Source organism: Vibrio splendidus 12E03, assembly GCF_000272105.2.
GTDB classification, from domain to species: domain Bacteria; phylum Pseudomonadota; class Gammaproteobacteria; order Enterobacterales; family Vibrionaceae; genus Vibrio; species Vibrio splendidus_I.
This window is the reverse complement of record NZ_AJZD02000132.1, coordinates 1-15,495: the sequence shown is the minus strand read 5'-3', so window position 1 is coordinate 15,495 and position 15,495 is coordinate 1. Positions and strand designations below refer to the sequence as shown.

The 15,495-nt window shown below is 45.0% G+C and carries 8 protein-coding genes and 1 pseudogene; 7 read left to right on the top strand and 2 right to left on the bottom strand.

Annotated elements, in window-relative coordinates; genetic code table 11:
- Positions 1–318: 318 nt before the first annotated feature.
- Both melB and A142_RS10225 read right to left on the bottom strand, forming a co-directional pair.
- Positions 319–1,702 (bottom strand): annotated as a pseudogene (gene melB / locus A142_RS10230) (melibiose:sodium transporter MelB).
- 475 nt (positions 1,703–2,177) lie between these two features.
- Positions 2,178–4,295: an alpha-galactosidase gene (locus A142_RS10225; protein WP_019820913.1), complete on the bottom strand. Its 2,118-nt coding sequence runs from the start codon at positions 4,293–4,295 to the stop codon at positions 2,178–2,180.
- An 846-nt stretch (positions 4,296–5,141) separates the two neighbouring features.
- Between A142_RS10225 and A142_RS10220 the strand changes: the two genes are divergently transcribed.
- From A142_RS10220 to rsxC, 7 genes are all read left to right on the top strand, one after another.
- Entirely contained in the window at positions 5,142–6,386 is a 1,245-nt protein-coding gene (locus A142_RS10220; protein WP_019820912.1) for a carbohydrate porin, read from the top strand.
- Positions 6,387–6,493: 107 nt separating this feature from the next.
- Positions 6,494–7,396, top strand: coding sequence for a MalM family protein (locus A142_RS10215; protein ID WP_019820911.1), 903 nt, complete (start codon positions 6,494–6,496; stop codon positions 7,394–7,396).
- Between the two features lie 166 nt (positions 7,397–7,562).
- On the top strand, positions 7,563–10,664 hold the full coding sequence (locus A142_RS10210; RefSeq protein ID WP_019820910.1) for a beta-galactosidase: 3,102 nt from the start codon (positions 7,563–7,565) through the stop codon (positions 10,662–10,664).
- 314 nt (positions 10,665–10,978) lie between these two features.
- Positions 10,979–11,983, top strand: a complete 1,005-nt coding sequence (locus A142_RS10205; RefSeq protein WP_019820909.1) for a substrate-binding domain-containing protein — start codon at positions 10,979–10,981, stop codon at positions 11,981–11,983.
- Positions 11,984–12,252: 269 nt separating this feature from the next.
- On the top strand, positions 12,253–12,831 hold the full coding sequence (gene rsxA / locus A142_RS10200; protein WP_004734039.1) for an electron transport complex subunit RsxA: 579 nt from the start codon (positions 12,253–12,255) through the stop codon (positions 12,829–12,831).
- Between the two features lie 2 nt (positions 12,832–12,833).
- Positions 12,834–13,427, top strand: a complete 594-nt coding sequence (gene rsxB / locus A142_RS10195; RefSeq protein ID WP_004734040.1) for an electron transport complex subunit RsxB — start codon at positions 12,834–12,836, stop codon at positions 13,425–13,427.
- 7 nt (positions 13,428–13,434) lie between these two features.
- Positions 13,435–15,495, top strand: a 2,061-nt coding sequence (gene rsxC / locus A142_RS10190) for an electron transport complex subunit RsxC (RefSeq protein WP_019820907.1), incomplete at its 3' end; no start/stop codon positions are given.

Below are 15,495 nucleotides of genomic sequence, written 5' to 3'. Positions count from 1 at the left end.
CGCAAGTTCAAGTCTTGCAAGGGGAGCCAAATTCAGAAAAAAGCTCAATCGAAAGATTGGGCTTTTTTCGTATATAACTGCGACTAACTTGTTCCGAGTTAATGTCACAAACCTAGCCGCCCGCGTTCAAGTCTCGACAAGGGGGCCAAATTTAAAGAAGCCGCATCACTCGATGCGGCTTTTTGCGTTTTAGTCGAAACAAAAGCTCTACAGGCACAGCTTTGATTAGCTAACATCCATAAAAAACGCCTCACAAGGAGGCGTTTGGGCTTAGTGACTAAACTGAGCGTTATTCTAGATGAGACGTCGTTTTAGCGGTTATGCTTCTGCTGTAACAACATGAGTCTGAGTCTCTTTACCGGCTTGGTCTTGATCAAATCCTTCATGCAGGTGGTAGTAGCGCTTGTAAACAAGAGCACTTACCGTCATTAGAATCGCTGGTAAACCTACCATCATAAACTGCAGCCCCATGATAGTGCTGTCAGACTGTTCCACGTTTGGTACATAACCCACCACAGACAAGCCCATACCAACAATAAAACCACCAGCCGCGCCTGCAAACTTAACAAGCATCGTTTGAACAGAGAAGATAACACTCTCACTGCGACGACCTGTTTTGTGTTCACCGTAATCAACAACATCGGCAAGCATTACAGTTTGCAATGCATTAGCGATACCCACACCAAACTTGATTGCAGCACCTGCGATACCGATTAGAATCGCGTTACCTGGAGCGATAAAGCCCATGATAAGTAGAGTGATACAAGACAGCACTGGGAAGCCACAAGCGATAACCCATAGGTGCTTTCGTGGTAACACTGATGCAATACGAGGGAACAAGAATACGCCTGCAACTTCAGCGATACCTGCCACCATCATATAAACGGGGAACAAGTCAGCGTTGCCTAAAGCGTAAGAGAAGTAGTAAATCGCAAAACCACCCACCAGCAAGTTTGCTATTTGGAACGACAATACGGTACCAATAAGTGCTTTTAGTTGGTCATTCTTACCAATGATAACCATTACATCTTTAAAGCTGAAACGCTCAGCTGGTTTCGCATTTGCTGGTGCAGATTTTTCTTTTACGTTGCGAGCAATCAAGAATGCACTCATCACGAACAGCACAGCAATCAACATAGCAACGTTGAAGAAACCTTGTCCTTGGTCGCCATCACCCAGTTTACCGACAATGTGTAACCCGTAAGTACCCGTAAGTACCCGTAATAAACCACGCCAAGCTAGCAAACAATCGTGGCCAAACAACCAGCTTTTCACGTTCTTGACGAGAGCTCGATAGTGCAGGAATCAAAGACCAGTATGGAATATCCATAATAGTATAGGTAAGGCCCCACAGAATATAAGCAGCCGCTGCATAAATGTATAACGTAGTGCCTTCAAACATATGCGTACTAAAAAGGCCAACAAGCACTACAGCATTTAACAGAGTTCCAATCACTATCCAAGGACGGAATTTACCAAACTTAGAGCGCGTGTTATCAACGATAACGCCCATCATTGGGTCGGTCACCGCGTCGACAATGCGCGCGGCCAAAAAGATAGTACCCACAAATGCCGCTGACAGCCCAGCAACATCAGTGAAGTAAAACATTAAAAAGATGTAGATTGGAGCACAGGCAAAGTCTTTACCTAAAGCCCCAAGTCCATACGATAATTTGGTTTGTAGAGTAATTTGATCAGACATAGTATTTCCTTCAGGCGCGTAACTTCATCTCCTAACAGACGCTGAAACGCTTACCTTTTATTTATAATAATTTATCCACTCAAGTTCTGTTTTAGAGCCACTCTGTGGTCGCTTCTTAAAACACTCAAGTATCAAGTCCGACGCTAATGTAACCATTCCAACGCACAGATACTGTGATCAACAACCACTCAATGGAAACGTTTTCAGTCAAATATCTAAAGTGAGAGATCGAACAATAAAACCCTCGAATTGATAGAGAATATCGCTAATTAAAGTGCTCAAAACAGTTCGTAGTGTGAAGTAACGCATGAGAACGATTACATAAGTGCAGTATCACGCTGGGAATACCTACAGTTCTCCAATCTATAAGGGCACATCAAATTGATTAGATACTTCATGACGGCTTATTGAAGGCAATAAAAAACCGCGTAATTTCACCTACGCGGTTCGTCAAATATAAGGTCTATGCTAAAACTTACTCGATACGTTCAAATTTAATCAGCATCGCTGTTTCTGCGTCAAGTATTGGCATCGTCAGCCCCACCTCGGCACACCAAGCACCTGATAATTCACAGCCAGACTCTGTCCATGGCGGTTGATAATTTACAATATCATCGTAATTTGACGGTTTATCAATCACGGAGACCTTGTATAGGCTTTGTGGATCTAGCCCAGGTATGCGCAAATGACCACTCAACGAATTGGTTGGCATCGCCAGCTGTGCAATCATCACCACCGCTTCTGACACATCTTCGGAAACGACCGCATGGATCTTATGGGCACTATCATCCGTTGGAACTCGCCAAGTTCTCCCGCTATGCAGTAACGGCCGCAGCATCTTATGTAGCTTAATGTAGTGTTCAAAGCCCTGTTTCTCTTCTTGAACTTCTTTCACAGGGTCTAGTTCAATCCCCATATGACCAAACAGTGCTGTTAGGCCACGAAACTCAATACTATGACGACGACGAGTGCTGTGGCAGTGGCTCGCACCAATATGACTTCCCATTACCTCAGGAGGGAAGAAGTAACTCATCCCGCGCTGAATCGTTTGTCTTTCTAAGGCATCGTTATTATCTGAAGCCCAAAAACGTTGCGTACGCTTAAGAACCTCAAAATCGATACGACCACCACCAGCCGCACACGATTCAATATCAACCATAGGGTGTTTCTCTCGGACTTTGTCGACCAACTCATAATAACGAGCGGTTTGTTGATGGGCCGCAGCCCTGCCTAGATGCGCAGGTTGTACAACTTCTCGGTTCATATCCCACTTAATGTAAGCAATGTTGTACTTACTTAAGAAGTGGTCAAGACGCTCAAACAAAAAGTCGAATGCTTGTTGATTCTGAAGATTGATAACATATTGATTGCGACCCGTTGGTTGGTCATAGCCGTCCACCGCGAGCAACCAGTCTGAGTGGGTTCGGTATAAGTCAGAATCCTTATTGATCATCTCAGGTTCAAACCACAATCCAAACTCCATACCTAATTGATTAACGTGTTCAACTATCGGCTCTAAACCACTTGGGTATTTTTCTTCATCTAAGAACCAATCCCCTAGCGCAGCCTTGTCTCCACAGCGCCCTTTGAACCAGCCATCGTCAATGATAAAACGCTCTACTCCCATATTCGCGGCTTGGCTAGCCATCGACATAATATAATCAGGATCATGATCAAAATAGATGCCTTCCCATGTATTAAGATGGATAGGTCGAGGCTTTTGTGCGAAAGACTCCGGCAAGATCGAACCACGCACATGGGAGTGGAACTGATGGCTCATTCCATTTAAGCCTTCCGAACTGAAACTGGCATACAACCAAGGTGTCGTTAAGCTTTCACCTTCATCCAATGCAATCTCGCCCGGTAGATAAATAACTTCCGCTTGCACGTAGCGACGACCGTCTGCTTTTACATCAGCGCGCAATCTGTGGTTACCACTCCAAGCGAAGTGAACGCCCCACACATCACCTGCCATTTCATTGAAGTTGGCGGTACCGACAACCATCGCTGGATAATGTTCATGAGACGTTCGTCCGCGACGATTTTCTTGTTGATAGCCCCCTTGTTGTAAGGGCTGGCGCACCGTTTGGAACTCATGTACCCAGCGGCCGTAGTACGTCATCAACTCATTAGCTCTTGCTGGTAATGGCAAAGTATTAGCGAGACGGTTCACCTGATAAAGGCCGGCTTTAACGTTGGTTAAGGTGTGACGAGATTTCACAACGTCATGTTTATCGAGGCATAACTCAGTTGTTAAACGTAAGCCTGCACGCGCATCTTCACTCTCAATGATTAGGCTAGATGGTGTTTGTTGAATATCCGTAATACAGAAAACAGGAGCCCAGTCCAATCCGTCTCGGTGCCCTTCTAATGCCGGACTGCTGAAAACACCGCGTCCGAGCTCTGGGCTCAGCGACATAGCGACATCATTATCAAGGCGACCGTAAGGAACTGGCCTTTGAAGAGAAACACGAAAGTTCGTTAGATCGCCACGAACTGGTACTCCCCAATGCAGAATTTCGGCGAAATCACCAAGTTCAACGATCAGTTGCGAGTCTTTACCCGTAATTTCTATTAGGGATTTATTCGTCATTTTATTTAACCTTAACGCGTTTAATTACCCCGTATCATAATTATTGAGCTGAGAGTTTCTGTGATCAAACCCAAAATCATGAAAACGTTTCCATTAAATATTTTGAGATTAATAGATTAAAATAATGCCCCCTAATTCAAAGATTTATGCTAACCACCATCTCAACGCATATACTCCTGATCCCAATGAATAGGGATATTCCACATCAAATAAAGCGCTATAACGTTAAAATAAAAGGAGTTTAACAACAATTAAATCCTTAAAATTCATTACTTTATGGTAGCTCTGTAATTAGAAAATTGGCTCACACACATTTCCTCTTGAACTCACCACACCACACTCGTATTCTTAACCTTTAGAGTACAACTACGAAGTGTCTCCCTGGGTCCTAACTTTTACATTCCAGCTTGACGGTATAGAACGCAGTGCCTGTAGCCTGGCTTCGGCATTGAATTTGATACTTGCTTCCTTGTCTCACACGCCCAGTTATCATTGACTGGGCTGCTTTTCCCCTCCCCCCCCCCTAATCCCTTGCTATCTCTAGCCTTACATCACGATTACCTATGTTCGAACACAACGAGCAACTTCAGTTCTAACGCACAACCAACCCCTTCAACACCTCTGAAATAGAAAACGGTTCCATTAAAAACCCACAGGAACCTCTATAAAACCGCCACTACAAGCTCAATAATCAGATCAAAATCACACAAAATAATCACAAACCCATCAATAGCGTAAAAATGCCAACCTCATCATGAAAACGTTTCCATTGTTTATTTACACTCTCGCTCGAGTTAGGACTCAAACATAAAAATATCCATAAATAAAAAATAATGGAGACACTTCATGAAACAAAAAATGCTAGTTAAAGCATTAGGATTCACTCTGGCCCTCACCCCATTAATCAGCTTCGCTGCAGTGGAAAACGTAACGTATTTTGGTTATGCGAAATGGGGCAACATCTACACCGACAATGACCAACATAACGATGGCAAAGGAGAACGAAACGACGTTATTCGAGCAGGCCAAGGTTACGGTAACTACCGTTTAGGTAATGAACTGAACTGGTGGGAAGCGGGTGTGAAAGCCGATGTATGGCGTGACAATGACGCTTATTTTGATACCACGATTTATCTAGGTAGTGGTGATAGCTGGGGAGACGTAAGTACGATTCAGCTTTGGTCAGCAGGCCATGGCCTTATCGAAGGACAACCTAACGCGAAAGTATGGGCCGGAGAACGTTTTTATCGTCGCCATGAAGTCCACATGATTGATGTTAAGTACTGGGATACATCCAGTACGGGTTTAGGTATTGAAGATTGGGATCTAGGGTTTGCGGATGCACATTTGGCCTGGATGGCGCCAAATTCTTCAAGTGACGATGGGCGTAGTCTTCACAATATTGATGCTCGCTTAAGCGGGATTGAATTGAGTGACACAGCGGATCTTACTCTTGGTTTGAACTACGTGACCACGCAAAACTCGAGCTACGACGATAAAGACATTACTACTTCTGGCGCAATGCTCTCTGCTCTTTACCGTCAAGCTTGGAACTACGGTTCAAACACCTTGGCCTTCCAATACGGTACTGATGCCTTAGCTGGCGGATTAATGAGTGCTGAAGGTGGTTCAAACAAAAAGTACAGCACTGGCGTCGAACATGATGGCTACAGCTGGCGTCTATTTAATCACGGTGACTTAAATATCAGTGAAGATGTTCAAGTCATGTACTCCATCGCTTATCAAGATAACAACCTAGATAACAACGATGGTGAGAAATGGTTCAGTGTGGGTGCTCGTCCTCAATATGCTTGGACAGATTATATTTCGACAGCACTTGAAGTCGGTTACGAAACGGTAGAAGCACAAAACGGCTCAGGCATCAATGATATGTACAAAGTGACTGTCGCTCAAATGTTCCAAGCTGGCAAAGGCGTATGGGCTCGCCCATCTATCCGTATCTTCGCGACTTACTCTGAATCCAACAACGAATGGGATCGTGGTAACGAGACTTATGGAACGGCAACAAGCATCAACGCCGAGACTGTTGACGAGATTACCTTTGGTTTCAACGTAGAAACTTGGTGGTAAACCACCACAGCCGAGCGTCTGTTCAATCAACGAATTGACGCTCAACACTGGAATAGCAATTTAACGGGGAAAGCCGATGTTTTCCCCTTTACTAAGGTAGCAATCAGATGAAATTAAAATCATTGGTAATCATTGTCGCGGCACTCACCGTTAGCGCATGCAGCGGAATACCTGAAAAGGAACTTAAGACTGATTTCAATGACAGCGCATGCTGTTCTCAGCTAAGTGCGCTGCCCATGACGCAATTGTCTGTTCCTTTCCACCAACAAGTGATTATGGACGGTCATTTACCGACCCTTTCCTCTTCATTGTTAAATGACAATACACAAGCGGATAGCCAACGCTTTCCGACCATCGCGTACCAAATCAGTGACACGACAGAATCGCTGTCCTTACTCATTCGTTCATACATTAAAAATGATGCGTTATTCGCACCGTCTATCTATGTCTTTGACAAACAATGGCGACTGCTTGGTCAATACAGTACTAACGACTTCACTTACTACCCGACAGCGATGCAAGGGTTAGAAAGAATTGAAGCATCAATTGCACTCGAACCTCAACGAGACAACGCGCAATTTATGGTGGTCAGCGCCGATAGCACTAAGTTAGATAGCGCCATCAATCGAATTCATCCTGAAGATCTGTATTCAGAATCTCAGCAGATTATTGGCAATAAGCAACTGCCGCTGACTGCGACGTTGAGCAGCGTAGGTGTCATTGATGTTACGGCAAGCAAATCAACAAACAGTGCGGTTTTGACCCTATTGGCTGAGCTTGGCGTTTCATCCAACAATGAGCCCGAAACCATAGGTTCAACGCAAGTTTCTCAACCATCAACTCAGACAGTTGAAACCAATCAAAAGGCGCAATGGCTGAATATCCAAAAGGACATTGACCAAGCCCTAAACAACAATGACATCAAACAAGCCGCATTTATTGCTAATCAAGCGGCCGAACAGGGTATGCCCGAAGCAAAAGATTATTTATTAAAACAGCTCGCTGAATAGCTCAATAGCTCAATAGCTCAATAGCTCAATAGCTCAATAGGCCAACAGAGCAATACGCAGAACAATACGCAAAACCAACGATTTGATAACGGTCATCACAGCTTAAAAAAACCGATGACTTAATAGAATTATTACCAATATTGAACACTTTAAGAGTAGGAATACCATGAAGGCATTTTCAAACATCATCCAAAGACGCGATTGGGAAAACCCACAGTCTGTGAATATCCACTGCCTTAATGCGCACAGCCCATTATCAAGCTACCGCAACCTTAAGCACGCTCGAGACGGCATCGAGTCACAACGCAAATCTCTTAATGGACAATGGAAGTTCAAATACTTTGATGCACCTGAACAAGTTGACGGTGAATTTATCGAAACAAGTTTCAATGACTCACAATGGGACGAGATTACCGTACCATCGAACTGGCAAATGCAAGGCTACGATAAACCTATCTACGCCAACGTAAAATACCCATTTGAAGTGAACCCACCGTTTGTACCGGAAGAAAACCCAACCGGTTGTTACCGCACTCAAATTACGTTGACTAAAAATGACCTAAAGAACACCCAACGTATTATCTTTGATGGCGTCAATTCCGCCTTTCATCTTTGGTGCAATGGCAATTGGGTTGGTTACAGCCAAGATAGCCGTTTACCTGCCGAATTTGACTTAACTCAGTACCTAACTGTTGGCGATAATACGCTGTCTGTTATGGTGATACGTTGGTGTGATGGTAGCTATTTAGAAGACCAAGATATGTGGTGGCTAAGCGGTATTTTCCGTGATGTGACCTTACTAGCTAAACCAAAGCAGTGCATTGAAGATGTGTTCGTTACACCGGACTTAGACGCATGCTATCGCGATGGTTCACTGTCTATTGTCACCAAGATTACTGCACCAGACACTTACCAAGTTCAGGTTCAACTGTTTGACGGTGAAAATGCAGTGACTGAACCACATATTGATCGTCCTCATAATCGACGAATTGATGAGCGCGGCACCTACGATGATGTGGTATTCCAAACTCTGCATGTTCGAGATCCCAAGAAATGGAGCGCAGAAGTTCCTAACCTCTACAGAATTGTCGTGTCATTGCTCGATGAACAAGGTAACTACCTAGAAAGTGAAGCTTATCAAGTTGGCTTCCGTAAAGTCGAAATGACAGGCGGTCAGCTAAAGCTAAACGGCAAACCGCTACTGATTCGCGGCGTAAACCGTCATGAGCATCACCCAGAGTTGGGGCATGTGATGACGGAAGAAGATATGATCCGTGATATCTGTCTAATGAAGCAGTACAACTTCAACTCTGTACGCACAGCTCACTATCCTAACCACCCTAGATGGTACGAACTGTGTGATGAATACGGTTTATATGTGTGTGATGAAGCAAATATCGAGACACACGGCATGCAGCCGATGAATCGCTTGTCTGCCGATCCACAATGGGCACACGCGTATATGAGTCGCTACACACAAATGGTGATGCGTGATAAAAACCACGCTTCAATTATCATCTGGTCTTTGGGCAACGAGTCAGGGCACGGCAGCAGCCACAATGCGATGTATGCTTGGTCGAAACAGTACGACCCTTCTCGCCCTGTACAGTATGAAGGCGGTGGTTCAAATACTACAGCGACCGATCTCATTGCTCCAATGTACGCACGAGTTAACAGCACTATCGAAGACGATGCGGTTCCAAAATGGTCTATCAAGAAATGGGTTTCTTTACCTAATGAGCAACGCCCACTGATCCTTTGCGAATACGCGCATGCAATGGGTAACAGTTTAGGGAGCTTTAATGATTACTGGGATGCATTCCGAGAATACCCTCGCCTACAAGGCGGTTTCATCTGGGATTGGGTTGACCAAGGATTAAGTCAGTGGGATGAAAACGGTGAACACTTCTGGGCCTACGGTGGAGATTTTGGCGACATAATCAACGACCGACAGTTCTGTATCAACGGTTTGATCTTCCCAGATCGCAGCGTACATCCGACCTTAGAAGAGGCGAAATACTGCCAGAGAATGATCACTGTGACGTTAGCAGAGCAAACTGAAGATCAATGCCGCCTAACGGTAACCAATGAAAACCTGTTCCGAGCGACTGACAATGAAATCTTACGCTGGCAATTGCTCGAAAATGGCATCGTGATTCAATCGGGGCAACAAGTATTATCCGTTGCTGAAGATAGTAAACAAGAGCTGGTCATTGACCTTGCTTTCACGCCAAAAGCACAAGTCGAATATCATCTCAATACCGATATTACCCTGACTCATTCAACCAAGTGGGCAGAAGAAGGCCATGTGTGTGCAATGGAGCAGTTTGCTTTACGTAACCATGCTGGCTTGCAATTCCCTAGCACGGCAAATGCTTTGGCTCCTCAGTTACATCAGCAAGACAATAAAGTCATCGTGTCTAGCCTAGATGAAATACATCAATGGCAATGGGATACAGAGAGTGGATTGTTGACCCACTGGATCGTTGATGGACAACCGCAAGTTATCAAGGCACCTGTCGATAACTTCTATCGCGCACCACTTGATAACGATATTGGTATCAGTGAGATAGACAACATCGATCCAAATGCATGGGCTTGTCGCTGGGAACTTGCAGGCATTGGTCAATGGGAACGCCAGTGTACAAGTTGTGCCGTGCAAGCACTCGTAGACTCAGTACAAGTGACGTCAGTATTCGCCTACCAATTTAATGGCCAAATCCAAGCGATTACAAAATGGCAATACACCTTAAATAACCTAGGCGAAATGATTATCGCGGTTGATGTCAACTTAGCCGATCACTTACCACCGATGCCGCGCATTGGCCTTGAAATGGAGCTGCCTTTACCCATCGAAACAGCCAATGAAACTCCAGTTTCGTGGCAGGGATTAGGTCCTTTTGAAAACTATCCAGACCGTTTGGCTGCTGCTCGATTCGGTTTACACAAACAAACACTGAATCAAATGCACACGCCGTATATATTCCCAACCGATAGCGGGTTACGTTGCGGAACCAAAAACTTGAATGTGGGAAATATCGGGATCGAAGGCGATTTTTCATTCAGTGTGAGTCAGTACAGCCAGCAACAATTAACGGATGCTAAGCATACCAATGACCTGACTCGTGAAGAGAAAATCTATGTACGCGTTGATCACCAACATATGGGCGTTGGTGGTGATGATTCTTGGAGTCCAAGTGTTCACCAAGAGTTTCAACTCACCGACAATCAATATCGTTATCAGGTTACGCTAACAAGCGCATCGTAAGTAGATTCGGACCAAATGGTTTACTCTAAAGCCACTTGGTTCCCTATTACTTTGGGTTACCTGTGATTACCTTACTTCACGCGACAACAGCTCACACGACAGCAGTTCAAACGACAACAGTCCACACGCCAATGTGACTCAAAAGCCAAGCTCAAATCTAGAGCTTGGCTTTTTATTTTCAAACTAATCAGCCAACTAAAAATAAACCATCAAACCTCGTCATATTTGATGTTTAGTATTTGAATTGGCTAACTATCCGTTGTTAAATGTCCAACCACCAGCACACAGCATTATATTCAGAATAAGAGAGCGGAATGGCTACCATTAAAGATGTTGCGAAGGAAGCAGGCGTATCAATCGCGACCACCTCTCGAGTAATCAACAATGCACCTCACACCAGTGAAACCGCAATTGCGGCGGTAAAAGCCGCTATGGAAAAACTCGGCTATCGCCCAAATGCCAACGCTCGTGCATTGGTCAGCAAATCTTCAAACGCGATTGGTGTACTGGTTAATGATGTTTCTGCCCCGTTCTTCGGTTCGATGATCAAAGCCATTGATACCGTGGCAAGTGAGCAAGAAAAGCAGTTACTGATTGGCAGTGGCTACCATGACGCCACCAAAGAGCGTAATGCGATTAACCTGCTGATCAACAGCCGCTGCGAATCACTCGTCGTTCATAGCAAAGGCATTAGCGACGAAGAATTGGTTAAGCTAGCGAATGAAGTACCCGGCTTGGTTCTCATCAACCGAATTGTTCCCGATATCGAACACCGTTGTATTGCTCTCGACAACCGCCGCGGCTCCTACATCGCGACCGAGTATTTGATTAAAAACGGCCACAAACACATTGGTTACATCTGCTCGAGTCACGATATTGAAGATGCTCACGACCGCTTAGGTGGCTATTTGGATGCATTAAAAGATCACGGTATTGAATCGAACGATGAGTACATCGAATATGGTGAACCTGACGAACTAGGCGGTGAGCAAGCCATGGTTAACTTAATGGCAAAAAACACAGATATCACTGCCATTGCCACGTACAACGACTACATGGCCGCAGGCTGTTTGGCGTTATTACAAGAAAATGGCGTTCGTATTCCAGAAGATATGTCAGTTATTGGTTTTGATGACGGCCACATTGCTCGCTTTATTTACCCTAGATTGACCACCATTCGCTACCCAATTCAAGTCATGGCTAATCAAGCGGTTAAGCTCTCTCTGCAACTCGCAAGTGACGAGCCAAAAGAGCACCCGGAACATAAGCTATTTATGCCAATTTTGGTGCGCAGAGCCTCTGTTCGAAACATTAATTGAGAAAGCTCAGGGTAATAAAAACTAAGTCATTTCGTTCCTCGACACTTTTTACAACAAAGAAAATAGGATTGATTCGATGAGTTATCATTGAGTTGATCTTATTTTTCATTCCCCGCAAATACCCACCTATACTTAACCTGATCCATCTTAATCAAACGGTTACCCGTTGATTTTTTCACCAAGTGTCTAAATCCCTAGTGATCCTTGGTTGTTATTAGGTGAGCAAAGCAGGATAATATCGGGATCGGAATCTCAAGAATTAATCCATTATGACCGAATACCTTTTGTTGTTGGTTGGCACAGTGCTGGTCAATAACTTTGTGCTAGTGAAGTTTTTAGGACTATGTCCATTTATGGGAGTCTCCAAGAAACTGGAGACTGCGATTGGCATGGGCCTCGCGACGACTTTCGTTCTGACGTTAGCGTCGGTATCTGCATACCTAGTAGAAACCTACATCCTTACTCCTCTGGGTATTGAATACCTGCGTACCATGAGCTTCATCTTAGTTATCGCAGTAGTTGTTCAATTTACGGAAATGGTCGTTCACAAAACCAGCCCGACTCTTTATCGCCTATTGGGTATCTTCCTACCTCTTATCACCACCAACTGCGCGGTATTAGGTGTGGCACTTTTGAACATCAATGAAAACCACAACTTCATTCAGTCGATCATCTATGGTTTCGGCGCTGCGGTGGGTTTCTCTCTTGTTCTGATCTTATTTGCTGCGATGCGTGAGCGTATTGCAGTTGCTGATGTGCCAATGCCATTCAAAGGCGCATCAATTGCGATGATCACAGCAGGCCTAATGTCTCTGGCATTTATGGGCTTTACTGGGTTGGTGAAATAAGCATGAGTACCATTCTAATTGCGATCATTGCGCTAGCCGTTTTAGCCGCTGTTTTTGGCGCTATTTTGGGCTTTGCTTCTATCCGATTTAAAGTAGAAGCTGATCCTATCGTTGATCAAATCGATACCATTTTACCGCAAACTCAGTGTGGTCAGTGTGGCTACCCAGGCTGTCGTCCATACGCAGAGGCGATCGCTAACGGAGACAAGATCAACAAATGTCCTCCCGGCGGCCAAGCTACGATTGAGAAGCTTGCAGATTTAATGGGCGTAGAAGTTGAAGACTCCGCTCATGACTTAGATAACAAAGTAAAAACCGTTGCCTTCATTCATGAAGATATGTGTATTGGCTGTACCAAATGCATTCAAGCCTGCCCTGTTGATGCCATTGTTGGTGGCACCAAGGCACTGCACACAGTAATCAAAGATGAATGCACAGGTTGTGATCTATGTGTCGCACCGTGCCCTACTGACTGTATCGAAATGATTCCAGTGGCAACAACGACTGAAAATTGGAAATGGCAGATGAACATCATTCCTGTTACTGATATCACTAACCAAGCAACTGATGCGACCGCGTCAGAGCCTAAAGCATAGGGTTAGTATGATCTCTTTAATTGAACAAATTCGCACGGGCTCTATTTGGAACTTCCCAGGCGGTGTACACCCTGCTGAAAACAAGAAACAGTCGAATACTACTGATATCGTTCATGCAAGGCTTCCAGAAGAAATCGTTCTTCCTGTGAAACAGCACATCGGTAAGCCGGGTAACCTATTGGTTACTGCTGGCGACACTGTGCTAAAAGGTCAGCAACTTACTGCCTTAGATACAGGTTTTACGTTACCTGTACACGCACCAACATCGGGTGTGATTACCGCTATCGAACCACGAACCACCGCTCATCCTTCAGGCTTGAGCGAAATGTGCGTGGTTATTAAACCTGATGGCTTAGACACTTGGATTGAAAAAAATCCAGTTGAAGATTTTTCTACAAAGACATCCGATGAACTGCTTGATGTGATTCGCCAAGCTGGTATTTCAGGCATGGGAGGCGCAGGCTTCCCTACGGCTAAGAAGCTTCAATCAGGTCTAGGTCGCACTGATATTTTGATCATCAACGCTGCGGAATGTGAACCTTACATCACCTCAGATGACAAGTTGCTGCAAGAGCATGCCGAAGAAGTATTGAAAGGCATCGAAGTGGTTGAACACATCCTTCAACCAAAGCTGACGGTTATCGGCATTGAAGACAACAAACCAGATGCGATAAAAGCACTGGAGATTGCTGCGAAAGACAAAGATATCGTCATTCGTGTTATCCCAACCAAATACCCTTCTGGTGGTGAGAAGCAACTTATCAAGATCCTCACCAACAAAGAGGTTCCAGCTGGCGGCATCCCTGCAGACATTGGTGTTTTGGTTCAGAACGTCGGCTCTCTTTACTCGATTAAGCGAGCGGTAATTGACGGCGAACCTGTGGTTAACCGCGTTGTGACATTAACCGGTAAAACCTTTAAGCAACCTCGTAACGTTTGGGCGCTATTAGGTACACCAGTACACGAGTTACTAGAGGAATTTGGCTACAAAGCGGATAAAAAACTGCCACGTTTGATTTTGGGCGGCCCGATGATGGGCTTTACCTTGCCGCATGCCAATGTGCCAATCACTAAAACGTCGAACTGTATTTTAGCGCCAACGCGTCGTGAGATTTCACCAAGCACTTACGAGATGGAATGTATTCGATGCAGTGCATGTGCTGAAGCTTGCCCCGCATCACTTCTTCCTCAACAACTGCAATGGCATGCAAAAGCCAACGAGTTAGATAAGTGCGAAGAGCTAAATATTAAAGACTGTATTGAATGTGGTGCTTGTGCGTTTGTCTGCCCAAGTGAAATTCCTCTTGTTCAGTACTATCGCCAAGCGAAAGCCGAAATCAAAACAAGAAAAGACGAAGCGACAGCCGCAGAGCGCGCCAAGATTCGTTTCGAAGAGAAAAACGCTCGTATGGAGCGTGACAAAGCAGAACGTGAAAACCGCTTCAAGAAAGCAGCTGACAACCGTCGTAAAGATATGAAATCTGCGGATGGTGATGATGCGATTGCAGCTGCGATTGCTCGTGTTAAAGCACAAAAAGCTGCTACGGATCAGGCTCCGAATGAAGAGCCAGCAGTGAAACCTGCGGTTGCTGCCGCTATTGCGAAGGCAAAAGCGAAACAAGCTGCAGCTCAAAAAGCGGAAGGCGCTGAACCAGACAACTCTGAAATGTCTAAACTGCGTGAAGAGCGCAAACGACAAGCTCGAGAGCGCAAGGCACAACAAGCAGCAGCTGATACTCCTGCAGAAAGCTCAGGTGATGGCAAGAAAGATGCTGTTGCTGCAGCTATCGCTCGTGCTAAAGCAAAGAAAGCTCAACAAGCGGAATCAGCTTCTGAAGCTCCAGGTGAAAGTACTGGCGATGCTAAGAAAGATGCTGTCGCTGCAGCCATCGCTCGCGCTAAAGCAAAGAAGGCTCAACAAGCAGAATCAGCTGCTCAAACCGAAAGTGAAGCGCCGGTTAAAAGTTCTGGCGACGCTAAGAAAGACGCAGTCGCTGCAGCAATTGCTCGCGCTAAAGCGAAGAAAGCACAACAAGCAGAATCAGCTGCTCAAACCGAAAGTGAAGCT